The sequence below is a fragment of the Serratia sp. CY40230 genome (genome assembly GCF_052168835.1).
GTDB lineage: Bacteria > Pseudomonadota > Gammaproteobacteria > Enterobacterales > Enterobacteriaceae > Serratia > Serratia nematodiphila.
The window spans coordinates 1,492,351-1,514,458 of sequence record NZ_JBJNLX010000001.1; the positions used below are offsets into that span (position 1 = coordinate 1,492,351).

The window sequence follows — 22,108 nt, forward strand, 5'->3', positions numbered from 1 at the left end:
AACCTTCACGGGAGTGCGGCGTGTCGTGCTCTCGCGACTATGTGTTTTGCTTGAATTCCGCACGCAGCTCAAGCCGCCGCCAGATAGCGCGTTTCTCCGCGTCGCTGGCGGTCAGCCAGGCGGCGATCTCCGCCCGCGTGCGCCGGCATCCGCGGCACTGCTGGGTTTCGTCGTCGATCCGGCACAGGCTGACGCAGGGCGATCTGACGCCAGGATAGGATTGCTGAGTGTGGCCCACCATACGTTGCCCTTGATGTAATATGTGCCGCCACAGGATACCCGATCCGGCGGCGGCGCGTCGCCAATCAGATGATGCCGCCGTTGGCGCGCAGGGTTTGGCCATTGATCCAGCCGCCGTCGGCCCCGGCGAGAAAAGCCACCGCCGCGGCGATATCGTCCGGCGTACCCAGGCGTTCCAACGGCGCCATCTTCGCCAGCCGCTCGATAAGCTCCGGGGTTTTGCCGTCGAGGAACAAGCCGGTGGCGGTCGGCCCCGGCGCGACGGCGTTCACCGTGATATTGCGGCCGCGCAGCTCTTTCGCCAGCACGCTGGTCAGCGCTTCGATCGCCGCCTTACTGGCGGCATACATGCCGTAACCCGGCTGCAGCAACCCCACCACGCTGGAGGAGAAGTTGATGATGCGGCCATTGTCGCGCAGGCGCTTCGCCGCCTCGCGCATCGCATTGAAGCTGCCTTTCAGGTTGATGTCGAGCAGGCGATCCACGTCTTCATCCTTCATGTCCGCTATCGGCGCCAGCGCGATCACTCCGGCGTTATTGACCAGCACGTCGACGCCGCCAAACGCCTGTTCAGCACTGTCGAACAGCCGGACGACCGCAGACGCATCGCTGACGTCGGCCTTGACGCTCAAGGCGCGGCCGCCGCGCTGTTCTATCTTGCCCACCAGCTCATCGGCCGGCGCCGGATTGCCTGAATAGTTGATGATGACGGTAAAGCCATCGGCGGCCAGACGCTCGGCGATGGCCGCGCCGATGCCACGGGATGCGCCGGTGACGATGGCGACAGGAGGCGTTTTCTGGTTCATCGGGAGATCCTTAAAGAAAGCAACGGGCAGAGCGTTAATCATGCACTGTTTATCACGGCGAATCAGCCCCGATTCTCTGGCATCATAATCCCAAATTATCGAACAATGCCGCTGGGCTCTGTTCGATGGCCGCCCAACGGGCGGCCATCTCCGTTACAGCGCGCCGTAGTTCAATGGCACCCAAGTGTAACCGTCGCCCTGGCGGTTCAAATACCCCAACCCCGGGAACGACAGGTGTGCGCCACCCACCAGCTCGCTCTGCCGCGCGCTGTCGCCAAATATCCGCAGCCGCTGAGCGACCGCCGCCTTGGCGTCATTATCAAAGCTGATAGCCACCTTCGGATGCGGCATCTGCACCGCCGCCACGTGGATCAGATCCCCCAGCAGCAACAGCTTCTGGCCCTGGCTGGTCACCTGATACACGCTATGCCCCGGCGTATGGCCATGGGCGGCAAAGGCGGCAATGCCCGGGGAAAGCTCACCGTCGCCGCTGAACGGCTTAAAGTGGCCGGCCGCCTGATACGGCTTGATCACTGCCTGAGCCCTTTCGAAGTTGCTTTTACTGCCCGCGCTAGCCTGTTTCAGTTTGTCCGCGCTTAGCCAGAAGTCCGCGTCCTGGCTGGCGGCGCGCACCACCGCATTGGGGAATACCGCCTTGCCGTCGTGCGTCAGGCCGCCGAGGTGATCCGGGTGCATGTGGGTCAGGTAGATCTCATCCACCTGCTCCGGCTGGTAGCCCGCCGCGCGCAGGTTATCCACCAGCTTGCCCAGGCCATCGCCCAGCAGTTGGCCGGCGCCGCTGTCGATCATCACCAGCTTGTCGCCGGTGTTGATCAGATAGGCATTGACCGAGGTGACCACCGGCAGGCTTTGATGCCGCTCGGCCAACCCGGCGGCGATCTGCTGCGGCGTACTGTTCAGCAACAGCTTGTCCGCCGGCAGGCGAATGATGCCATCGGACAACGCGGTCACTTCAAAACTGCCCAGCATGATGCGGTAGAATCCCGGCGTCGGGGTTTTGGCCTGCGGCGCGGCGGCGGCGGCCTGTAATGACATAACGGCCAGCGCCGCGCCCAGCAAACAACGTTTCCAGAACATGATGACTCCTTGCGAGAATTGAACAGCGCTAAGTATTGACGCAAAAAGCCCGATGCGCCTGTTTAATAAATGCCTTTGATAAATATATAAATAATATATTTATTGTGAATAATTTTGTTTGCCGCCCCACACAACCCCAATCCATATTTTCTCGTTCGCCACTTGGTTATTTTCCTTACTCCCTAAACCACGAGTAAGGAAATAACATGAGCTATCAATTCGAAAACCTGGTCTTTGAAGGCGGCGGCGTAAAAGGCATCGCCTATGGCGGCGCGCTGGAACTGCTGGAAGCCAAAGGCATCATGCCGCAGATCAAGCAAACCTCCGGCGCCTCGGCGGGCGCCATCGCCGCACTGCTGGTCGGCCTGGGCTGCAGCTCGGCGGACGTCACCAAAATTCTGTCGGCGATGGATTTTAAAAAATTCCTCGATTATAACGGCGGCTTTTTCGGCACGATCCAGGACGCCTATCGCCTGTTCAATCAATACGGCATCGCGCCCGGCGATTATTTCTATCAATGGTCGCGCGATATTATCAAGCAATATACCGGCAACCCGGATATTACCTTCGAGCAGTTCGAAGCGATGAAAGCGGCGAAAGGGTTCAAGTCGATTTACTTTATCGGCGCCAACCTCAACAGCGGTCAGCGCGAGGTCTATTCTCACCGCACCACGCCGCGCATGAAAGTGGCGGACGGCCTGCGCATTTCGATGTCGTTCCCGTTCGCCTTCGTGGCGAAGAAAAATGCCCTGGGCGACCTGTGCATCGACGGCGGCATGATCGACAACTATCCGGTGCGGCTGTTCGACTATGACTTCTCCGCCACGCCGCCTTACATCGACAGCACCAGCCAGCGCATCAACACCCGCACGCTGGGCATTCGCCTGGATTCCGCCAGCGAAATCGCCCAGGCCGCCGGCCAGGCCGGCCCGCGCACGCCGGTCAACAACCTGTTTGATTTCACCCTGGCGGTGGCCAACGTGATGCTGGACATCCAAACCAAGGTGCATCTGGACAGCGATGACTGGAAACGCACCGTGTATGTCGACACGCTCGACGTCGGCACGCTGGAGTTCGGCATCAGCGAGGAGAAAAAACGCGCGCTGATCGAATCCGGCCGTCGCGGCGTAGAGCGCTACTTCGCCTGGTATGACGCCGCCATGAAACAGGCGGCGTAACCGGTGTTTTCCCGCCTGCGCGGCCGGCCGGCGCGCGGGCAAAAAAAATCCCCGCGGGGGCGGGGAAAGGCAAAGTAACGCTAAGGATTTATAGGAGTTATACGAAGAACTTGGCCAACACCAGCAGCGACAGCGAGACGTTGATAGCGCCGCCGATACGGGTTGCGATCTGGGCGAACGGCATCAGCGACATGCGGTTGCCGGCGGTGAGGATCGCGACGTCGCCGGTGCCGCCCTGCCCGCTCTGGCAGCAGGAGACGATCGCCACGTCGATAGGGTGCATGCCGATTTTCTTGCCGACGAAGAAACCGGTCGCCACCAGCGCGCTGACGGTGGTGACGATCACGATCAGATTCTGTACGGTAAACGCGTCCACCAGTTCCTGCCATGGCGTGATGGCCACCCCGACCGCAAACAGGATCGGATAAGTCACGGCGGTGCGGAAGAATTTGTACACCACCTGCGAGCCTTCCTGAATGCGCGGCGACACCCCGTGCGCCAGTTTCACCGCCACGGCGGCGAACAGCATGCCCACCGGCGCCGGCAGGCCGATCAGACGGTGCAGCAGCATGCCCACCATATACAGCAGAATGGCCAGCAGCGCGCCGCAGGCGATGGTGCTGACGTCCACCTTGCCACTGATTTTTTCCACCGCGTTCATGTCACCGTCGCCCGGCTTGCTCGGCATCAGGCTGCCTTCGCCGGTCAGGTGCGGATAACGCTTGCCCAGTTGGTTGAGCAGACCGGCGATGACGATGGCGGTCAGGCTGCCGAGCATCACGATCGGCAGAATGCGCCCCAGCGCCACGCCCTGCTCCATGTGCAGGATCGCCGCGTAGCCCATCGATAGCGGGATCGCCCCTTCACCCACGCCGCCAGCCATGATCGGCAGGATCAGGAAGAAGAAGATCTGGAACGGCTCCAGGCCCAGCGCCATGCCGACGCCCATCCCCACCAGCATGCCGACGATCTCGCCGCACAGCATCGGAATGAAGATGCGCAGGAAACCCTGGATCAACACCTGGCGGTTCATGCTCATGATGCTGCCGACGATGATGCAGCAGATGTAGAGATAAAGAATGTTGGTCGATTTGTAGAACTTGGTGGTCGATTCCACCACCACGTCCGGCAGCAGGCCATAGTGCACCAGCGCGGAAGGAATAAAGGTGGCGCAGATCGCCGCCGCGCCCATTTTGCCGATCAACGGCAGGCGTTTGCCGAATTCGCCACAGGCGAAACCGAAGAACGCCAGGGTGGCCACCATCACCACGATATCGCTCGGCAATTTGCCTTCCAGGCAGTCGAGCAGAATCAATACGCCGGCCAGAATAAAGAACGGTAACGGAATAATCCCTACTTTATAATTGTCCAGTATCCGCCACCATTTCTCACGCAGAGGAATATCGGCGGTCTTGTCTTTGGCTACGAGGTAAGAATCATCTGTTGTGCTCATAATCTGGCCTCTTATTAGTTTGTTCAGCCATCATAGAGAAGCGCACGGATTATCTGCTGTGATTATGTTCAAAGTTAAAAAGGGTTTTTAATGGTGGTTATGGTTTCTATGGGGTTAATTAAGATTATGTAAAAACCGGCGTGGTTTTAATGGTGTTAATACCGTTTTTATTTTAAAGCTTATCAATTTTATCGCAGGCGAACAATTCTCGTCCGGTTCACTCTAATCCCGTGTGAAGGATCACAAGTTGATCGGGCGCAATATTACAGACCCCGCTTCTCGTGATAGGGTAAGGCTTCAGGATCTCTTTACGGTGAAGCTCCGCCATGCGCCTCAAACTCTCATTTCAAATCAAGCTGTTTCTGTGCCTGGTGGCCTTCTCCTGCCTGCTGCTGACTTGCATCGGCGCCTACACCTATTACCAGTTGGATGCGCAGCTGCACCGCGATCTCGGCGCCCGCGCCCAAGTGCAGGCGCGGGAAATCGCCCTCATTCCTTCGCTGGTGGACGCAGTGGAAAAACACGACGCCGCCAGAATTGCCGCGCTGATGAAAAAAATCCGCGCCAGCAGCGACGCCAGTTATATCGTCATCGGCGATAGTCATGCCCGCCACCTTTATCATTCCGAATACGAAGGCCGCCTGGGTACGCCGATGATCGGCGGCGATAATAAAGAGGTGCTGGAAGGGAAAAGCATTATTTCCATTCGCAAGGGCGGCATTGGCGTTTCATTGCGCAGCAAGGCGCCGATCCTGGATGAAAATAATCACGTGATCGGCATCGTTTCCGTCGGCTATTTGAAATCGCACATAGATAATTTAAATGCCAGGACGTTGACGCAAATTATCGGCTCCATCGTCCTGCTGCTGATCGCCCTGTTCGTCTTTTCCTGGCTGCTGTCGAAAAACCTCAAGCGCCAGATGTTCTGGCTGGAACCGAAAGAGATCGCGCTGCTGGTGCGTCAGCAAAAAGCGCTGCTGGAAGCCATTTATGAGGGCGTGATCGCCATCGATCCACAGCAGCGGATCATCACCATCAACCATGCGGCGCGCGAGCTATTGGATCTGCACCAGCCGGCCGCCAGTTTACTGGGCCGGCCGATCGGCGACGTGATCCAGGCGCAGCCTGACTTCTTCGCCGCCGCGCAACTGGGCCAGGATACGCACGACGAGGTGTGCCGCTTCAACCACGTGCGGGTGATCGCCAGCCGGGTGCGCATCATGCAGGAGCAGGAGCTGCAAGGCTGGGTGATCAGCTTCCGCGACAAAAACGACATCAATACCCTGAGCAGCCAGCTCAGCCAGGTGAAACGCTATGCCGACAACCTGCGCATCATGCGCCACGAGCAGCTGAACTGGACCGCCACGTTGGCCGGGCTGTTGCATATGCAGCGCTACGACGAGGCCATTCGCTATGTGGAAGCCCAGTCGGAGGGTGCGCAGGAGATCCTCGATTTCATCTCGCAGCGCTTCAGTTCGGCGGCGATGTGCGGCCTGCTGCTGGGCAAATATTCCAGCGCCAGAGAAAAAGGCATCGAGCTGCGCTTCGATCCGGCCTGCCAACTGCGGCAGATCCCGGCGGCGCTGAATGAGACCGAACTGATGTCGATCGTCGGCAACCTGCTGGATAATGCGGTGGAAGCGACGCTGCACTGCCCGGCTCCGCACGACGCGATCGAACTCTATATCAGCGACGGCAGCGACGAGCTGGTGATCGAGGTGGCGGATCGCGGCACCGGCATCGCCGAGGAGATTCGTGATACGCTGTTTGAACAGGGCGTCACCACCAAAGCGGATAAAAGCGACCACGGCATTGGCCTGCATCTGGTCGCCAGCCATGTGGCGCAGGCGCACGGCAGCATAGAAGTGTCGGACAACGAGCCGCACGGCGCGATATTCTCTATATTTATCCCTAAATAAAACCCATAACCCGATTTTTTGAGCACCCGATTATGTCACACCTAGCACTGGACGTTCTGATCGTGGAAGACGAGCCGCAACTGGCGACGCTGCACGCGGAGTTCATCGAGAAAAATTTCAACCTGCGGGTGGTGGCTTACGCCGCCACGCTGGCCGAAGCGCGGGCCAAAGCCAACGAGCATCAGCCGCGGCTGATCCTGCTGGACAACTTTCTACCGGACGGCCAGGGCATCGAGCTGATGGAAGAACCGGCGGTAAAAAACCCCGCCTGTTCGGTGATCTTCATCACCGCCGCCAGCGACATGCATACCTGCAGCCAGGCGATCCGCAACGGCGCCTTCGATTACATCATCAAACCGGTGTCCTACAAGCGGCTGCGCAATTCGCTCGAACGCTTCATGCAGTTCGTGCAGACCCAGCGCACCTTCAAGATCATCGATCAGGACAACGTCGATGCGCTGTATAACCTGCAGTCGAAACAGTTCTCCAGCGAGCCGAGTGCCAAAGGCATCGAAACCAACACGCTGGAGCTGGTGCAGGCGCTGTTTATCGCCCAGCCGGCGGTGGCGCATGCGGTGGAAGACGTGGTTGAGCAAGTCGGCATCAGCAAGACCACCGCTCGCCGTTATCTGGAATATTGCGTCGCCACCCAGTTCGTGCGGGTGGAGATGCTGTACGGCAATATCGGCCATCCGCGCAGGCTGTATCGCAAGGCCTGAGGCTGCCATCTGGCTGTCATACTAAGGCGATAACATGACGCCCGACGATATCCCCCTCGATATCGGCACCTGTCGTTAAAATTGATGAAATACTGATGACTTTTACCCGGCCTCTGGTCGGGTTTTTTATTATCCGAACGGCAGGCGCGGCGCCAAAATATCTCTCTGCGCCACACCGTGTTATTTTCCCAAAAACCAAACCATTATGCCGAATAATGGCCGTCAATTTTGAGTCACGGGCCAAATTACCATAACTAATTAAAACCTTGATGTAAACCACTAATATCCCATTTAAATGACATTGAGGGTTGTCTCAGATATTCACTGTGTTAGGGTAAAAAGCTCTTTTATTTTGCTAAGGACAGCCCATAACGCGTTAATTAAACCAGAGGAAACAGCAAATTGCATGGCAATTAAACTCGAAGTAAAGAACCTGTATAAGATATTTGGCGAACACCCGGAACGCGCATTCAAACTGCTGGATAAAGGTCTGACAAAAGATCGGTTGTTTGAAAAAACCGGCTTATCGCTCGGCGTAAAAGACGCCACTCTGGCCATTGAAGAAGGCGAGATATTTGTCATCATGGGGCTCTCCGGTTCCGGCAAGTCCACCCTGGTACGCCTTCTCAATCGTCTGATAGAACCCACTCGCGGTCAGGTGCTGATCGACGGTGAGGACATCGCCAAAATATCTGACACCGCGCTGCGCACCGTGCGGCGAAATAAGATCAGCATGGTATTCCAGTCATTCGCGCTAATGCCGCACATGAATGTCCTGAATAACACCGCTTTCGGTATGGAGTTAGCCGGAATACCGCTGCAGGAGCGCCAGGAAAAAGCGCTGGATGCCCTGCGTCAGGTCGGGCTGGAGAATTATGCGCTGTCTTATCCGGATGAATTATCCGGTGGTATGCGCCAGCGCGTGGGATTAGCCCGCGCCCTGGCCAATAACCCGGATATATTATTGATGGACGAAGCCTTCTCGGCGCTCGATCCGTTAATTCGTACCGAAATGCAGGATGAGCTGGTGAAATTACAGGCTCAGCATCAGCGCACCATCGTGTTTATTTCCCACGATCTGGACGAAGCGATGCGCATTGGCGATCGCATCGCCATCATGCAGGGCGGTGAGGTGATCCAGGTCGGCACGCCGGACGAGATCCTGAACAACCCGGCCAACGACTATGTGCGCACCTTCTTCCGCGGCGTGGACATCAGTCATGTATTCAGCGCCAAGGATATCGCCCAACGGCGCCCGGTGACGCTGATCCGCAAAACCCCCGGTTTTGGCCCCCGCTCGGCGCTGCAGCTGCTGCGCGATGAGGACCGTGATTATGGTTATGTTGTTGAACGCGGGAAGAAATTTATCGGCGTGGTGTCGATAGAGTCGTTGAAAAAGGCGCTGTCCGCCAATCAAACGCTGGACGATGCCCTGCTCGAGGCCCCCGCCGCCGTGCCGGCCGACACGCCGCTCAGCGATCTGATTTCCCTGGTCGCCCAGGCGCCGTGTGCGGTGCCGGTGGTGGGCGAAGAACATAACTATCTCGGCATCATCTCCAAGGCCATGCTGCTGCAGGCGTTGGACAAGGAGGGCTCAACCCATGAGTGATACCACGCAAACCCAAGATCCCTGGGCTACCGCACCGGCCGATACCGGCGCCGCACCTGCCAGCGATGCCGCCGCCAACGCCGGTGACGCCTGGTCCAGCGCGCCGCCGCCGGCCGCACATGACGCCGCCGGGCAAAGCGCCGATTGGCTCAGCGGCGCCCCGGCGCAGCCGGAGCACTTCAGCCTGCTCGATCCGTTCCACAAAGCCTGGGTACCGTTCGACACCTGGGTCACGCAAGGCATCGACTGGCTGGTGCTGCACTTCCGCCCGCTGTTCCAGGGCATCCGCGTGCCGGTGGACATGATCCTGAGCGGCTTCCAACAACTGCTGCTGGGCATGCCGGCGCCGATCGCCATTCTGGTGTTCTCGCTGCTCGCCTGGCAGGTCTCGGGCCTCGGCATGGGCGCCGCGACGCTGCTCTCCCTGATCGCCATCGGTGCCATCGGCGCCTGGTCGCAGGCAATGGTCACGCTGGCGCTGGTGCTGACCGCGCTGTTCTTCTGCATCCTTATCGGCCTGCCGCTCGGCATCTGGCTGGCGCGCAGCAAGCATGCCGCCAAGGTGATTAGGCCGCTGCTCGACGCCATGCAAACCACTCCGGCCTTCGTCTATCTGGTGCCGATCGTCATGCTGTTCGGCATCGGCAACGTGCCGGGCGTGGTAGTGACCATCATCTTCGCACTGCCGCCGATCGTGCGTCTGACCATTCTCGGCATCAAGCAGGTGCCGGAGGATCTGATCGAGGCCGCCGAATCCTTTGGCGCCAGCCCGCGCCAGCTGCTGTTCAAGGTGCAGCTGCCGCTGGCGATGCCGACCATCATGGCCGGCGTTAACCAGACGCTGATGTTGGCGCTGTCGATGGTGGTCATCGCCTCGATGATCGCCGTCGGCGGCCTGGGGCAGATGGTGCTGCGCGGCATCGGTCGGCTGGACATGGGCCTGGCCGCCGTCGGCGGGGTCGGCATCGTGATCCTGGCGATCATTCTCGATCGCCTCACCCAATCGCTGGGGCGCGATCGCCGCAGTAAAGGCATCGGCCGCTGGTATCGCCGCGGCCCCATCGGGTTACTGACTCGCCCGTTCATCAAGCAAGCCTGACGCTTTTCCCGCCGGCGGCTGCGGCCCCGGCGGGCTATGACACCACCACATCGAAAGAGGGGAAACACTATGCGCACCACGGGCATCTGGGCTCTCGCCCTGACGACGCTGATTGGCTCACAGAGCGTGAGCGCAGCAGATTTACCCGGCAAGGGGATCGCGGTACAGCCGGTGCAAAGCACCATTTCCGAAGAGACGTTCCAGACGTTGCTGGTCAGCAAGGCGCTGGAAAAATTGGGTTACGACGTGAAAGAACCGCGTGAAGTGGATTACAACGTCGCCTACACCTCGATCGCCTCCGGTGACGCGACCTTTATCGCGGTCAACTGGGATCCGCTGCACGCCGATCAGTACAAGGCCGCCGGCGGCGACGCCAAGTTCTACCGCGAAGGCGTCTACGTCAACGGCGCCGCGCAGGGCTACCTGATCGACAAGAAAACCGCCGAGCAATACCACATCACCAACGTCGAGCAGCTCAAGGATCCCAAGCTCGCCAAGCTGTTCGACACCAACGGCGACGGCAAGGCCGATCTGACCGGTTGCACCCCGGGCTGGGGCTGCGAAGCGGTGATCAACCACCACATCAAGGCCTATGGCCTGAGCAACACCGTCGAGCACAATCAGGGCAACTACGCGGCGATGATCGCCGACACCATCACCCGCTACAAAGAGGGCAAACCGGTGCTGTATTACACCTGGACGCCGTACTGGGTCAGCGATGTGATGGTGCCGGGCCGCGACGTGGTCTGGCTGCAGGTGCCGTTTTCCTCCCTGCCGGGCGAGCAGAAAAACGTCGACACCAAACTGCCTAACGGCGCCAACTACGGCTTCCCGGTCAACACCATGCGCATCGCCGCTAACAAACAGTGGGCCGAAGCCAATCCGGCGGCCGCCAAGCTGTTCGCCATCATGAAGCTGCCGATCGCCGACATCAACGCGCAAAACCTGCGCATGCATGAAGGCCAGGCTTCGGAAGCCGATATCCAGAACCACGTCAACGGCTGGATCAAGGCGCACCAGGCCACCTTCGACGGCTGGGTGAAAACCGCCGCCGCAGCGGCGAAGCCGTAACCGTTCAGGGGCGCCGCCTTTGCCGCGCCCCTACCCCACCATATCAATGCCGCTGAACTGTAAAAAACGTGTGGCGGCGTTCGATAAGGGCTGCGGCCAAATGCAATACACCTGGCGCCGCGGCCCGTCTTCAATCGGAATCGACACCAACGCGCTTAAGCGTTGCGCGGTCGAGACAGGTACGATACCCGCCGCCAACCCGCGCCGCACCAGATTCTCCAGCCATTCGATATGATCGATCTCAAAACTGACGTGCCGGCGGATGCCCGCCGCCAGGAAGGCGCGATCGGTTTGGCGCCGCGCGCCGGTGCCGCTGTAAAAATCCACCAGCGGCACTTCCGCCAGCGCTTGCAGGTTGACCCGCTCGCGGTTGGCCAGCGGGTGCTGCGGCGCCACCAGCGCCACCAGCGGCTCATCGGTCAACTGCCGGTGCGACATCGGCAGTAAATCGACATCGCCGGGCCAGATGCCGACAAACGCCATATCACACTTCTGCTGACGCACGTCCTCCAACAGGGCTTCGCTCATGCCAACGTAAAGGCGGATGTTCACCGCCGGATAGTGGCGATGAAACTTGTCGAGCTTTTCGGTCAGATCAATCGCGTTTATGGTTGAAATCGTGCCGATGGTCAGGGTGCCGGACACCGCATCGCCGGCGGCGGTCACCTCTTCCACCAGCGCCTGCTGCGCCGCCAACAGCCGCTGCGCCGACGGAATGAAAGCCTGGCCGGCGGGGGTCAACCGCACCCGGCGCGAGGTGCGTTCAAACAGCGTACAGCCCAGCTCTTCTTCCAGTTTGGCGATCTGGTGGCTGAGCGCCGACTGCACCGTATGGCAGCGCTGCGCCGCCCGGGTGAAACTCTGTTCTTCCGCCACCGCCAGCGCATAGCGGATCTGTTTCAGGTTCATGGCATCTATCTTGAAATGAGATAAATCAAATGAAAATTATACATTGGTTTCCGCAGACGCGTTGCCGGATACTGCGCGCTATCTTCTTCCCGTGATGAAAAAATCATGACCCCAAAAAACGCCCATCCGGGCCTCAGCCCGGCGCTGACCGTGCTGATCGCCATCGCCACCGGCCTGGCGGTCGCCAGCAACTATTACGCGCAACCGCTGCTGGAAACCATCGCCACCAGTTTCAACCTGTCGGTCAACCAGGCCGGCTTTATCGTCACCGCCGCGCAGCTCGGTTACGCCACCGGCCTGCTGCTGCTGGTGCCGCTCGGCGACATGTTCGAGCGCCGCGGGCTGATCGTTTTCATGACGCTGCTGGCCGCCGGGGGCATGCTGATCACCGCCACCTCCGCCACGCTGCCGATGATGATCCTCGGCACCGCGCTCACCGGGCTGTTCTCGGTAGTGGCACAGATCCTGGTGCCGCTGGCCGCCACGCTGGCTCACCCGGAAAAGCGCGGCAAGACCGTCGGCATCATCATGAGCGGCCTGCTGCTCGGCATACTGCTGGCGCGCACCGTCGCGGGCGCACTGGCGTCGTTCGGCGGCTGGCGCACCATCTACTGGGTCGCCAGCGTGCTGATGATCCTGATGGCGTTGATCCTGTGGCGCGCGCTGCCGCGCTATAAGCAACACTCCGGGCTGAACTACCCGCAGCTGCTGGCCTCGATCTTCAGCCTGTTCTGCCGCACGCCGCTGCTGCGCACCCGCGCCATCCTCGGCGCCCTGTCGTTCGCCAACTTCAGCGTGCTCTGGACCTCAATGGCCTTTCTGCTCGCCGCGCCGCCGTTCAACTATTCCGAGGGGGTGATTGGGCTGTTCGGCCTGGTGGGCGCCGCCGGGGCGCTGGCCGCTTCGCGCGCCGGGCATCTGGCGGACAAAGGCAAGGCCGGGCTGACCACCACCGTCGGCCTGGTGTTGCTGCTGCTGTCCTGGATCCCTATCGCGTTCGCCAAACAATCGCTGTGGGCGCTGATCGCCGGCATTCTGATCCTCGATCTGGCGGTGCAGGCGGTACACGTCACCAACCAGAGCGTGATGTACCGCATCATGCCGGACGCGCGCAACCGCCTGACCGCCGGCTACATGACCAGCTACTTTATCGGCGGCGCGCTCGGTTCGCTGCTCTCCGCCTCGGCCTATCAACATGCCGGTTGGTACGGCGTGGCCGCCGCCGGCGGGGTGTTATGCCTGCTCAACCTGCTGACCTGGTGGCTCGGCAAGCACCACGATCCGCAGGGGCCGGCGACAATCTGATTATCGTGCAAATAGTCACTAAAGAAATTTATTAGCGGTGCAGGGTATAAACATTACTTACTCTCTGGTAATGTTCTGGGCATAAACTATTGAAGTCCTATCTACCCTGCGATCCACAACCATGCAAAGCCAAGCTGCAGACAGCCTCAATCCGCCCGCCGTCAGCGCCACCTTCGCCAACGGCGTCGTCGACAGTTTGCCGATCGTCATCGGGTATGTCCCGGTGGCGTTCGCCTTCGGCCTCAGCGCCGTCAAACTGGGTTTTTCCCCGCTGGAAAGCATTTTCTTCTCCTGCATCATCTACGCCGGCGCCAGCCAGTTCGTGATCACCGCTCTGCTGAGCGCCGGGATGTCGCTGTGGGTCTCCGCATTGACGGTGATGGCGATGGACGTGCGCCACCTGCTGTACGGCCCGGCGCTGCGTCACCGCATCGTCTCGCGCATGTCGCCCGGCAAAACGGCGATATGGGCCTTTGGCCTGACCGATGAGGTCTTCGCCGCCGCCACCGCCAGGCTGATGCGCAATAACCGCAGCTGGAGCGAAAACTGGATGCTGGGCATCGCGCTCTGTTCCTGGCTCTCCTGGGTGGCCGGCACCGCGCTCGGCGCGCTGTTCGGCAACGGCCCGCTGGAGCAGTTCCCGGTGATCGAGGCCTCGCTGGCCTTCATGCTGCCGGCGCTGTTTCTCAGCTTCCTGCTGGCCGCCTTCCGCCGCCCGCAGAGCCTGACTATCGCCGCCGCGCTGGCCGGCGCGCTGCTCGGCGTGGTGCTGTTCTCCATTCCGGTCGCCATTTTGGCCGGCATCGGCGCCGGCTGCATTGCCGCCCTGTTCCAACCCGCACATGCGGAGGCCAGCCATGAACATTGATGTGCTGGTGATCGGCCTGGTGGTGGGCTGCGCCAATTACCTGTTCCGTTATCTGCCGCTGCGGCTGGCGCCGGCGCACGCCCAGCCCGGCCTCAAACGCGGTAAAGCCGCCCTGTTGCTCGACAGCATCGGCATCGCCTCGATCTGCGCCCTGCTGGTGGTCTCCAGCACGCCGGTGGTGATGCGCGAGCCGGACAAGCTGCTGCCGACGTTGGTGGGGTTCGCCGCGCTGGCACTGTGCTTCTACCGCAGCAAAAGCATCATTCTGTCGACGCTGCTCGGCGCAACGGCCTTCGGCGTCACATTAAAACTGTTAATGATTTTCGGTGCGGGCTGACGCCGGTCCCGATCGTTTGGCTTCACACTGGCGTTTTCAGGCGCCACATCTTTACAAACACTGACAAATGACACGAATTGCTAAATTATCCGCACGGCTGAACATTTACATTATTTGTCACCGTCGTTACTATCTCGAACGAAATTAATGAGGCCCTAAATTATGGAAAGCTCGTTTGCCCCCATAGAACAAATGCTGAATTTCCGCGCCACGCGGCAGAAAGATTTCCCTTATCAGGAAATCCTGCTGACCCGCCTGTGCATGCACATGCAAGGCAAGCTGCTGGAAAACCGCAATAAGATGCTGAAAGCGCAGGGGATTAACGAAACACTGTTTATGGCGCTGATTACCCTGGATGCGCAGGAAAGCCACAGCATCCAACCTTCTGAGCTAAGCTCTGCCCTGGGCTCCTCGCGCACCAATGCAACCCGCATCGCCGACGAGCTGGAGAAGCGCGGCTGGATCGAACGCCGGGAAAGCGACAACGATCGCCGCTGCCTGCATCTGCATCTGACGCCGCAGGGGGAAGAATTTCTCAGTCAACTGCTGCCGCCGCAGCACCAATGTCTGCATTTCCTGTGGTCCACGCTGACCGACGATGAGCAAAAACAGCTGGAACAGCTGACGCGCAAATTGCTGGCACGTCTGGATCAAATGGAAATCACAGAACAGTTACCCTAATTCACAATTTCTGTTCAGGTACCTACTTATGCGATCCCCATTTCACTGGAGATTCACCCCGCTGTTCGCCGTGTTGCTGCTGGCCGGGTGTGCTTCGACCGATAATATTGCCCCGCAATCCACGCTGATGGATCCGCAGAGCCTGCAGTTGGCTCAGCCGAAAGTCAGTTCGCTGGCCGTCAGCCCGCAGTGGTGGCGCGCCCTCAAGGATCCACAGCTGGACGCCTTGATGACGCAGACGCTGCAAAGTTCGCCGACCCTGCGTCAGGCCGCCGCCCGCGTGCGCGAAGCGCAGAGCGTGGTAGGCGAAGCCAGCGCCGCCAACGGGCCGAACCTGGATCTGAACGCCAGCACCCAGCGCCAGCGCGTGCCGCAGAACGTCAATATGGGGCTGGGGTATCCGCATAAGCCGATCTATTCAAGCTCCAACTCGCTGGGGTTGAACCTGGCGTACGAGTTCGACTGGTGGGGCAAATACCGCAACCAGGTGAACGCCGCCAAGGCGCAAGTGAACGCAGCGCGCGCCGAGCAGGAACAGGCGGCGTTGACACTGACCAGCTCGGTGGCGTCCGCCTACTATCAGCTGCAGAGCAATCTCGCGCTCGAGAAGCTGCTGCAGCAGGAAGTGAACAACAACGAGCGCCTGACCGCGCTGCGCCAACAGCGCTATCAGGCCGGCCTGACCGGCGTCGACGTGCCGCAACAAACCCAGGCGCAGTCCGACGTCGCCAAACAGCAAATTCTGCAGCTGCAGTCGCAAATCGAACAGCTCAGACACCAGCTCGCCGCGCTGGCGGGCCAGGGCCCGAACGCCATGCAGCACCTGCGTCAGGTGCCTTTGCCCGCAGACAACCTGATGGCGCCGCAGGGCGAGCTGACGGCGGATCTGCTGGGCAAACGCCCGGACATCGCCGCGCAACGCCAGCTGGTGGAGTCTTACAGCCAGCGCGTCAGCGCCGCGCGTAAAGAGTTTTACCCCAGCCTGACCATTTCAGCCTTCGCCGGCCTGATGACCACCAATACCAGTGGCACCAGCCCGAATCTGTTTGAAGCGGCCAGCCAGGCCTGGAACGTGATGCCGGCGATCTCGCTGCCGATCTTCCACGCCGGGGCGCTGCGCAGCAAGCTGGGCGAGGAATCCGCGCTGTATGACGAAGCGGTGGAATCCTACAACCAAACCATCCTGAATGCGGTACAGGAAACTGCCGACGCCATCACCATCCAGCAGAGTTCTGCGCAGCAGCAACTGCAGGCGGCGTCCGCGGCCCAGTCGATGCAACAGGTGTATCAGGTCGCCAACGCCCGTTACCAGGCAGGGATTATCGGGCGCGACGATCTGTTGACCAGCCAGACGCAGCTATTGCAGCAGCAACAGGCGGAGTTGAATGCCAGCAGCAATTTACTGCAGGCGAAGATAGGACTGATCCGCGCGTTGGGCGGTGGCTATCAGGCCCCGGCCGCAGCGGATTCGAAAGCATAATAATATAAGGCTTGGAGAACACCATGAGCGCAAGCGCGGAAACCCAAAACCCGCAGCAGCCGAGCGGCAAAAAGAAGCAGCGCAAATTTTGGCTGCTGTTGCTGACGGTTATTTTCATTGTTATAGGGGTGGCTTATTTAGTGTATTGGTTCCTGGTGCTGCGTCATCACCAGGAAACCGACGACGCCTACGTCTCCGGCAACCAGGTGCAGATCATGGCCCAGGTGTCCGGCAGCGTGAACAGCGTCAACTTCGACAACACCGACTACGTCAAGCAGGGCGACGTGCTGCTGACGCTCGATCCGACCGATGCCGAGCAGGCGTTTGAACGCGCCAAAACCGGCCTGGCCAACAGCGTGCGTCAGACCCACCAGCTGATCATCAACAGCAAGCAGTATCAGGCCAACATCGCCCTGCGCAAGACCGATCTGAGCAAGGCCGAGAACGATCTGAAACGCCGCGTGGTGCTGGGCAGCGTTGACGCCATCGGCCGCGAAGAGCTGCAACACGCTCGCGATGCGGTCGACAGCGCCAAAGCCGCGCTGGAAGTGGCGGTGCAGCAATACAACGCCAACCAGGCGATGGTGCTGAACACCCCGCTGGAACAGCAGCCGGCGATCCAACAGGCCGCCGCGCAGATGCGCGACGCCTGGCTGGCGCTGCAGCGTACCAAGGTGATCAGCCCGATTACCGGCTATGTCTCGCGCCGCAGCGTGCAGGTCGGCGCGCAGATCGCCGCCGGTTCGCCGCTGATGGCGGTGGTGCCGGCCGATCACATCTGGGTTGACGCCAACTTCAAGGAAACGCAGATCGCCAATATGCGCATCGGCCAGCCGGCGACGGTAGTCAGCGACGTCTACGGCGACGACGTGGTGTATCAGGGCAAAGTGGCCGGTATCGACATGGGCACCGGCAGCGCCTTCTCGCTGCTGCCGGCGCAAAACGCCACCGGCAACTGGATCAAGGTGGTGCAACGCCTGCCGGTGCGTATTGAGCTCGATGCCAAGCAGGTGGCCGATCATCCGCTGCGCATCGGTCTTTCGACGCTGGTGACCGTCGACACCGCCAATCTGGACGGCCGCGTGCTGGCCGACGTGGTGCGCGACAAACCGCTGTATCAGAGCGACGCGCTGGCGTTGAATCTGGCGCCGGTTAACCAGCTGATCGCCGACGTGATCCATGCGAACGCCGGCTAAGCGCGCGGGAGGCCATCTTGCCACAGAAACCGCTTGAAGGTGCCCAGCTTGCCTGGATGACGGTCGCGCTCGCCATGGCGACCTTCATGCAGGTGCTGGACTCCACCATCGCCAACGTGGCGATCCCCACCATTTCCGGTAACCTCGGGTCTTCCAACTCGCAGGGTACCTGGGTGATCACCTCGTTCGGCGTGGCGAACGCCATCTCGATTCCGATCACCGGCTGGCTGGCGAAGCGTTTCGGCGAAGTGCGGCTGTTCCTTTGGTCCACCGCGCTGTTCGCCATCGCCTCCTGGCTGTGCGGCATCTCCAACAGCCTTGGCATGCTGATCTTCTTCCGCGTGATCCAGGGCGTGGTGGCCGGGCCGCTGATCCCGCTGTCGCAGAGTTTGTTGTTGAACAACTACCCGCCCGCCAAGCGAGCGATGGCCCTGGCGCTCTGGTCGATGACCGTTATCGTCGCGCCAATTTTCGGGCCGATCCTCGGCGGCTACATCAGCGACAACTACCATTGGGGCTGGATCTTCTTCATCAACATCCCGATCGGCGTCTTCGTGATCGTGGCGGCGATGGCGACGTTGAAGGGGCGGGAAACCAAAACCGAGATCAAACCGATCGACACCGTCGGCCTGGTATTGCTGATCGTCGGCATCGGTTCTCTGCAGATCATGCTCGATCAGGGCAAGGAGCTGGACTGGTTCAACTCGACCGAGATCATCACGCTCACCGTCGTGGCGGTGGTGGCGCTGCTGTTCCTGGTGGTGTGGGAGCTGACGGACGACCATCCGGTGGTGGATCTGTCGCTGTTCAAGTCGCGCAACTTCACCATCGGCTGCCTGTGCATCAGTCTGGCGTACATGCTGTACTTCGGCGCCATCGTGCTGCTGCCGCAGCTGTTGCAAGAGGTGTACGGCTATACCGCCACCTGGGCGGGGCTGGCGTCGGCGCCGGTCGGGCTGATCCCAGTGTTGCTGTCGCCGATCATCGGCAAGTTCGGCAACCGGCTCGACATGCGCCGGCTGGTGACCTTCAGCTTCATCATGTATGCCGTGTGCTTCTACTGGCGCGCCTATACGTTTGAACCGGGCATGGACTTCGGCGCATCCGCCTGGCCACAGTTCGTTCAGGGCTTCGCCATCGCCTGCTTCTTCATGCCGTTGACCACCATCACGCTGTCCGGCCTACCGCCGGAACGCATGGCGGCGGCATCGAGCCTGTCGAACTTCACGCGAACGCTGGCGGGCTCGATCGGTACCTCGATCACCACCACCCTGTGGACGCAGCGCGAATCGCAGCACCATTCGCAACTGACGGAGTTCGTCAACCCGTACAACCCGCAGTCGCAGGAGATGTACCGGCAACTGGAGCAGCTCGGCATGAGCAAGCAGCAGGCGTCGGCGTATATCGCCAACGAGATCACCGCGCAGGGCCTGATCATCTCCGCCAACGAGATCTTCTGGCTGTCGGCCGGGGTGTTCCTGGTGCTGCTGGTGCTGGTGTGGGTGGCGAAACCGCCATTCAGCTCCGGCGGCGGTGGGGGCGGCGGCGCTCACTAAGCTTCAATAAACGAAACGGGCGCCCTGGGGCGCCCGTTTTTTTATCCGACGTAGAAAATTACGCCTGATTCTGACGCCACCAGTCCGCCAGCAGAATGCCGGTCGCCACGGAAACGTTCAGGCTTTCCACCTTGCCGGTGCCGCCGATCGAGACGTTCATATCGCCCTGCTGCCAGGCGCTGTCGCTCAGACCGTCGCGTTCCTGCCCCAGCACCAGCACCATCTTGGCCGGCAGCTTGGCCTGCGCCAGCGCGGTGCCTTTGTGGCTGGAGGTGGTGACGATGGTGTAACCCGCCTTGCGGAAAGTATCCAGCACCGACAGGAAATCGTCAGCGTTGATCGCCTTGATGTGCTCCGCGCCGCCTTCTGCGGTGCGCACCGCCGCGCCGGATTCCAGCAGCGCCGGATCCTGCAGCAGCACGCCGTTGACGCCGAAGTGGGCGCAAGAACGGACGATGGCGCCCAGGTTATGCGGGTTGCCCACTTCTTCCAGCGCCAATACGCAGTCGGTCGCCGGCGCGGTTTTCAGGTAGGTCTGCGCATCCAGGCCCTGACGTTTTTTGATCAGGAAGCAGACGCCGCCGTGGTGCTCGGTGCCGGAAGCCTTGGCCAGCTCTTCCTCATCCACCACGTGGTAAGCTTTGCGGTTTGCCGCCATCCAGCGCAGCGCTTCGCGGAAACGCGGGGTGACCGACTGCACGAACCAGGCGCGCACGATCGCTTCCGGACGGCTGGCGAACAGCGCCTGACAGGCGTTTTCACCGTAAACGCGGGTTTCTTCCGCGCGCTGGCGGCGCAGCTGCTCAGGATCGATAAAGCTTTTGCCGCTGATGCCGCCATGATCGAACGCCGGCTCTTCATTCGGCGCGCGCGAGACGGTTCTCCACGGCGACTCATTGCCACCGCGATCTTCAGAGCGCGCCGGACGGCGAGGACGATCGCTTTCACTGCGGCGGGAGTCGGCGCCGCGGCGATCGTTGCCGCCGCGCGCCTTGTCTTGGCCGGTGCGGCCCGATCGCGCACCGTCAGCCGGACGGCCTTTGCCGGCCGGACGTTTATTCTTGTTACGGTCGTCGCCGTTGTCGTCGTCACTGCGGACGTACATCACTTTGACTTTACCGTTCTTGCCACTAAATGAATCGTTCATTGTCTTCTCCACCAACGCGCAGGGCGCGAAGATTACCTGATGTTGGTGCACGAAGCCACCAACTTGCGCTAAAAGCTCCCAACTATCACATCCATTGAACAAACCTCATTGTTCACGCGCCGGGTTTTGCCGATAATTGTCAGCATTAAAGAAACATCCCCGCAACCGCGTTGCGGGGACCATGCTTTCTCTGTACCCGAGGTCAACATGAATACAGTTTGTGCAGCTTGCAATGCCACCAACCGCGTGCCGGAAGAACGTCTGGCGGACAATGCGAAATGCGGCCGCTGCGGCCATGAGCTCTTCGACGGTGAAGTGATCAACGCCACCGCCGCCACGCTGGACCAGTTGCTGCAGGACGATCTGCCGGTCGTGGTCGATTTCTGGGCGCCGTGGTGCGGCCCGTGCCGCAGCTTTGCGCCGATCTTTGAAGACGTGGCCGAAGAGCGCGCCGGCAAAGTGCGCTTCGTGAAAGTGAACACCGAAGCCGAGCCGGAGCTGAGCGCCCGTTTCCGCATCCGCAGCATCCCGACCATCATGGTGTTCCGTCAGGGCAAGATGGTCGACATGCTCAACGGCGCGATGCCGAAAGCGCCGTTTGACAACTGGCTCAACGAGTTAGTGTGATTCGGCAAGTATAGGCCGTATCCCGCCATTGCGCGCGAACGCGCCCCGATCGAGCCCGCCCCTCCCGGCGGGCTTTTTTCTGCGTTACAATAGCGGTTTTTCCCCAGGATCGTTATGACCGACAACGCCGTACTTCGCCTGCGCCAATTCCGTTTAGACCGCGCCACCCGCCCTTTTTTGGCGCGCGGTTGCCGGGTGGCGCGTTGTCAGGGTTGCCTGCTGCCGCATAAAAACTGCCTGTGCGACACCATTCGCCCACAGCAGGCCGGCAGCCGTTTCTGCCTGATCATGTTCGGCGCCGAGCCGCTCAAGCCCAGCAACACCGGCCGCCTGATCGCCGATATCCTGCCGGACACCCAGGCGTTCCTCTGGTCGCGCACCGAGGTCGATCCCGCCCTGCTGGCGGCCATCAACGATCCGACACGGCAGCCTTACGTAGTGTTCCCCGCGTCCTACGCCGACGCCGAACGGCCGGTGTTCAGCGCGCTGCCCGTCGGCGGCAAACCGCCGCTGTTCATCATGCTGGACGGTACCTGGGCGGAGGCGCGCAAAATGTTCCGTAAAAGCCCGTATCTCAATCAATTCCCGGTGTTTTCCCTCAACGTCGACGCCGCATCGGACTACCAGCTGCGCGAAGCCAGCCGCGCCGAGCAACACTGCACGGCGGAAGTGGCCGCCGCCCTGCTGCAACAGGCGGGCGATCTGCCGGCCGCCGAAGGGTTGAATCAGCATTTTCGCTATTTCCGTCAACAGTATCTGGCGGGAAAACCGACCCGGCCGGAGGCACCGGTCACAGCAATGCAGCCATAA

At 60.7% G+C, this 22,108-nt stretch carries 22 protein-coding genes; 15 read left to right on the forward strand and 7 right to left on the reverse strand.

All coding sequences use genetic code 11. From position 1 onward, the window contains the following. Positions 1-37: 37 nt before the first annotated feature. The 3 genes from ACJ8IJ_RS07065 to ACJ8IJ_RS07075 all read right to left on the reverse strand — a co-directional run bounded on the left by ACJ8IJ_RS07065 (position 38) and on the right by ACJ8IJ_RS07075 (position 2,144). Positions 38-241 carry a DUF1289 domain-containing protein gene (locus ACJ8IJ_RS07065; RefSeq protein ID WP_004928916.1) on the reverse strand — a complete coding sequence of 68 codons (204 nt, stop codon included), beginning with the start codon at positions 239-241 and terminating at the stop codon, positions 38-40. Between the two features lie 64 nt (positions 242-305). Beyond that, a complete protein-coding gene (locus ACJ8IJ_RS07070; protein ID WP_131165104.1) occupies positions 306-1,046 on the reverse strand; it encodes an SDR family oxidoreductase in 741 nt (246 codons plus the stop codon). 153 nt (positions 1,047-1,199) lie between these two features. Further along, the gene (locus tag ACJ8IJ_RS07075; RefSeq protein WP_442518385.1) at positions 1,200-2,144 is read right to left on the reverse strand and encodes an MBL fold metallo-hydrolase; all 945 of its coding nucleotides are present in this window, start codon (positions 2,142-2,144) and stop codon (positions 1,200-1,202) included. A 206-nt stretch (positions 2,145-2,350) separates the two neighbouring features. Here ACJ8IJ_RS07075 and ACJ8IJ_RS07080 point away from each other — a divergent pair, with 206 nt between their 5' ends. After that, positions 2,351-3,322, forward strand: coding sequence for a patatin-like phospholipase family protein (locus ACJ8IJ_RS07080; RefSeq protein WP_004928911.1), 972 nt, complete (start codon positions 2,351-2,353; stop codon positions 3,320-3,322). 97 nt (positions 3,323-3,419) lie between these two features. Here the strand turns inward: ACJ8IJ_RS07080 and ACJ8IJ_RS07085 are convergent, their stop codons facing one another. Continuing rightward, entirely contained in the window at positions 3,420-4,775 is a 1,356-nt protein-coding gene (locus ACJ8IJ_RS07085; RefSeq protein ID WP_369324218.1) for a 2-hydroxycarboxylate transporter family protein, read from the reverse strand. 326 nt (positions 4,776-5,101) lie between these two features. Between ACJ8IJ_RS07085 and ACJ8IJ_RS07090 the strand changes: the two genes are divergently transcribed. After that, positions 5,102-6,694, forward strand: coding sequence for an ATP-binding protein (locus tag ACJ8IJ_RS07090; RefSeq protein WP_265261908.1), 1,593 nt, complete (start codon positions 5,102-5,104; stop codon positions 6,692-6,694). Positions 6,695-6,726: 32 nt separating this feature from the next. Continuing rightward, complete coding sequence (locus tag ACJ8IJ_RS07095; RefSeq protein WP_004928904.1) at positions 6,727-7,413, forward strand: response regulator; 687 nt, start codon at positions 6,727-6,729, stop codon at positions 7,411-7,413. 16 nt (positions 7,414-7,429) lie between these two features. Here ACJ8IJ_RS07095 and ACJ8IJ_RS07100 read toward each other — a convergent pair whose 3' ends face one another. Continuing rightward, positions 7,430-7,693, reverse strand: coding sequence for a hypothetical protein (locus tag ACJ8IJ_RS07100; RefSeq protein WP_442518386.1), 264 nt, complete (start codon positions 7,691-7,693; stop codon positions 7,430-7,432). Between the two features lie 126 nt (positions 7,694-7,819). Between ACJ8IJ_RS07100 and proV the strand changes: the two genes are divergently transcribed. The 3 genes from proV to proX all read left to right on the forward strand — a co-directional run bounded on the left by proV (position 7,820) and on the right by proX (position 11,192). Beyond that, positions 7,820-9,022 carry a glycine betaine/L-proline ABC transporter ATP-binding protein ProV gene (proV, locus tag ACJ8IJ_RS07105; protein ID WP_044030619.1) on the forward strand — a complete coding sequence of 401 codons (1,203 nt, stop codon included), beginning with the start codon at positions 7,820-7,822 and terminating at the stop codon, positions 9,020-9,022. Beyond that, positions 9,015-10,121, forward strand: coding sequence for a glycine betaine/L-proline ABC transporter permease ProW (gene proW, locus ACJ8IJ_RS07110; RefSeq protein WP_004928897.1), 1,107 nt, complete (start codon positions 9,015-9,017; stop codon positions 10,119-10,121). The genes proV and proW overlap by 8 nt, the downstream gene beginning before the upstream one ends. 69 nt (positions 10,122-10,190) lie before the next feature. Beyond that, the gene (gene proX, locus ACJ8IJ_RS07115) at positions 10,191-11,192 is read left to right on the forward strand and encodes a glycine betaine/L-proline ABC transporter substrate-binding protein ProX (protein ID WP_442518387.1); all 1,002 of its coding nucleotides are present in this window, start codon (positions 10,191-10,193) and stop codon (positions 11,190-11,192) included. Between the two features lie 30 nt (positions 11,193-11,222). Here the strand turns inward: proX and ACJ8IJ_RS07120 are convergent, their stop codons facing one another. Beyond that, a complete protein-coding gene (locus tag ACJ8IJ_RS07120; RefSeq protein ID WP_044030617.1) occupies positions 11,223-12,101 on the reverse strand; it encodes a LysR family transcriptional regulator in 879 nt (292 codons plus the stop codon). A gap of 105 nt (positions 12,102-12,206) precedes the next feature. Between ACJ8IJ_RS07120 and ACJ8IJ_RS07125 the strand changes: the two genes are divergently transcribed. The 7 genes from ACJ8IJ_RS07125 (at position 12,207) to emrB (ending at position 19,524) form a co-directional block, all read left to right on the forward strand. Beyond that, complete coding sequence (locus ACJ8IJ_RS07125; protein ID WP_004928887.1) at positions 12,207-13,406, forward strand: MFS transporter; 1,200 nt, start codon at positions 12,207-12,209, stop codon at positions 13,404-13,406. Between the two features lie 121 nt (positions 13,407-13,527). Further along, entirely contained in the window at positions 13,528-14,274 is a 747-nt protein-coding gene (locus ACJ8IJ_RS07130; RefSeq protein WP_261126203.1) for an AzlC family ABC transporter permease, read from the forward strand. Further along, positions 14,264-14,611: an L-valine transporter subunit YgaH gene (ygaH, locus tag ACJ8IJ_RS07135; protein WP_442518388.1), complete on the forward strand. Its 348-nt coding sequence runs from the start codon at positions 14,264-14,266 to the stop codon at positions 14,609-14,611. Before ACJ8IJ_RS07130 ends, ygaH begins: the two co-directional genes overlap by 11 nt. Before the next feature lie 162 nt (positions 14,612-14,773). Next, positions 14,774-15,292 (forward strand): transcriptional repressor MprA, encoded by a 519-nt coding sequence (gene mprA / locus ACJ8IJ_RS07140; RefSeq protein ID WP_004928879.1) that lies wholly within the window; start codon positions 14,774-14,776, stop codon positions 15,290-15,292. Positions 15,293-15,320: 28 nt separating this feature from the next. Continuing rightward, positions 15,321-16,772, forward strand: a complete 1,452-nt coding sequence (locus tag ACJ8IJ_RS07145) for an efflux transporter outer membrane subunit (RefSeq protein WP_004928878.1) — start codon at positions 15,321-15,323, stop codon at positions 16,770-16,772. A gap of 23 nt (positions 16,773-16,795) precedes the next feature. Beyond that, entirely contained in the window at positions 16,796-17,968 is a 1,173-nt protein-coding gene (gene emrA / locus ACJ8IJ_RS07150; RefSeq protein ID WP_015378875.1) for a multidrug efflux MFS transporter periplasmic adaptor subunit EmrA, read from the forward strand. Between the two features lie 14 nt (positions 17,969-17,982). Further along, positions 17,983-19,524, forward strand: a complete 1,542-nt coding sequence (gene emrB / locus ACJ8IJ_RS07155) for a multidrug efflux MFS transporter permease subunit EmrB (RefSeq protein ID WP_161800767.1) — start codon at positions 17,983-17,985, stop codon at positions 19,522-19,524. 58 nt (positions 19,525-19,582) lie between these two features. Here emrB and ACJ8IJ_RS07160 read toward each other — a convergent pair whose 3' ends face one another. After that, the gene (locus ACJ8IJ_RS07160; protein ID WP_004928870.1) at positions 19,583-20,671 is read right to left on the reverse strand and encodes a tRNA/rRNA methyltransferase; all 1,089 of its coding nucleotides are present in this window, start codon (positions 20,669-20,671) and stop codon (positions 19,583-19,585) included. A 207-nt stretch (positions 20,672-20,878) separates the two neighbouring features. Here ACJ8IJ_RS07160 and trxC point away from each other — a divergent pair, with 207 nt between their 5' ends. Beyond that, on the forward strand, positions 20,879-21,298 hold the full coding sequence (gene trxC / locus ACJ8IJ_RS07165; RefSeq protein ID WP_004928868.1) for a thioredoxin TrxC: 420 nt from the start codon (positions 20,879-20,881) through the stop codon (positions 21,296-21,298). 114 nt (positions 21,299-21,412) lie between these two features. Beyond that, the gene (locus ACJ8IJ_RS07170; protein WP_049187045.1) at positions 21,413-22,108 is read left to right on the forward strand and encodes a tRNA-uridine aminocarboxypropyltransferase; all 696 of its coding nucleotides are present in this window, start codon (positions 21,413-21,415) and stop codon (positions 22,106-22,108) included.

Coding starts and splice junctions, on each gene's coding strand:
- ACJ8IJ_RS07065 (WP_004928916.1), bottom strand. CDS start 241: ATGGTGGGCCACACTCAGCAATCCTATCCTGGCGTCAGATCGCCCTGC.
- ACJ8IJ_RS07070 (WP_131165104.1), bottom strand. CDS start 1,046: ATGAACCAGAAAACGCCTCCTGTCGCCATCGTCACCGGCGCATCCCGT.
- ACJ8IJ_RS07075 (WP_442518385.1), bottom strand. CDS start 2,144: ATGTTCTGGAAACGTTGTTTGCTGGGCGCGGCGCTGGCCGTTATGTCA.
- ACJ8IJ_RS07080 (WP_004928911.1), top strand. CDS start 2,351: ATGAGCTATCAATTCGAAAACCTGGTCTTTGAAGGCGGCGGCGTAAAA.
- ACJ8IJ_RS07085 (WP_369324218.1), bottom strand. CDS start 4,775: ATGAGCACAACAGATGATTCTTACCTCGTAGCCAAAGACAAGACCGCC.
- ACJ8IJ_RS07090 (WP_265261908.1), top strand. CDS start 5,102: ATGCGCCTCAAACTCTCATTTCAAATCAAGCTGTTTCTGTGCCTGGTG.
- ACJ8IJ_RS07095 (WP_004928904.1), top strand. CDS start 6,727: ATGTCACACCTAGCACTGGACGTTCTGATCGTGGAAGACGAGCCGCAA.
- proV (WP_044030619.1), top strand. CDS start 7,820: ATGGCAATTAAACTCGAAGTAAAGAACCTGTATAAGATATTTGGCGAA.
- proW (WP_004928897.1), top strand. CDS start 9,015: ATGAGTGATACCACGCAAACCCAAGATCCCTGGGCTACCGCACCGGCC.
- proX (WP_442518387.1), top strand. CDS start 10,191: ATGCGCACCACGGGCATCTGGGCTCTCGCCCTGACGACGCTGATTGGC.
- ACJ8IJ_RS07120 (WP_044030617.1), bottom strand. CDS start 12,101: ATGAACCTGAAACAGATCCGCTATGCGCTGGCGGTGGCGGAAGAACAG.
- ACJ8IJ_RS07125 (WP_004928887.1), top strand. CDS start 12,207: ATGACCCCAAAAAACGCCCATCCGGGCCTCAGCCCGGCGCTGACCGTG.
- ACJ8IJ_RS07130 (WP_261126203.1), top strand. CDS start 13,528: ATGCAAAGCCAAGCTGCAGACAGCCTCAATCCGCCCGCCGTCAGCGCC.
- ygaH (WP_442518388.1), top strand. CDS start 14,264: ATGAACATTGATGTGCTGGTGATCGGCCTGGTGGTGGGCTGCGCCAAT.
- mprA (WP_004928879.1), top strand. CDS start 14,774: ATGGAAAGCTCGTTTGCCCCCATAGAACAAATGCTGAATTTCCGCGCC.
- ACJ8IJ_RS07145 (WP_004928878.1), top strand. CDS start 15,321: ATGCGATCCCCATTTCACTGGAGATTCACCCCGCTGTTCGCCGTGTTG.
- emrA (WP_015378875.1), top strand. CDS start 16,796: ATGAGCGCAAGCGCGGAAACCCAAAACCCGCAGCAGCCGAGCGGCAAA.
- ACJ8IJ_RS07160 (WP_004928870.1), bottom strand. CDS start 20,671: ATGAACGATTCATTTAGTGGCAAGAACGGTAAAGTCAAAGTGATGTAC.
- trxC (WP_004928868.1), top strand. CDS start 20,879: ATGAATACAGTTTGTGCAGCTTGCAATGCCACCAACCGCGTGCCGGAA.
- ACJ8IJ_RS07170 (WP_049187045.1), top strand. CDS start 21,413: ATGACCGACAACGCCGTACTTCGCCTGCGCCAATTCCGTTTAGACCGC.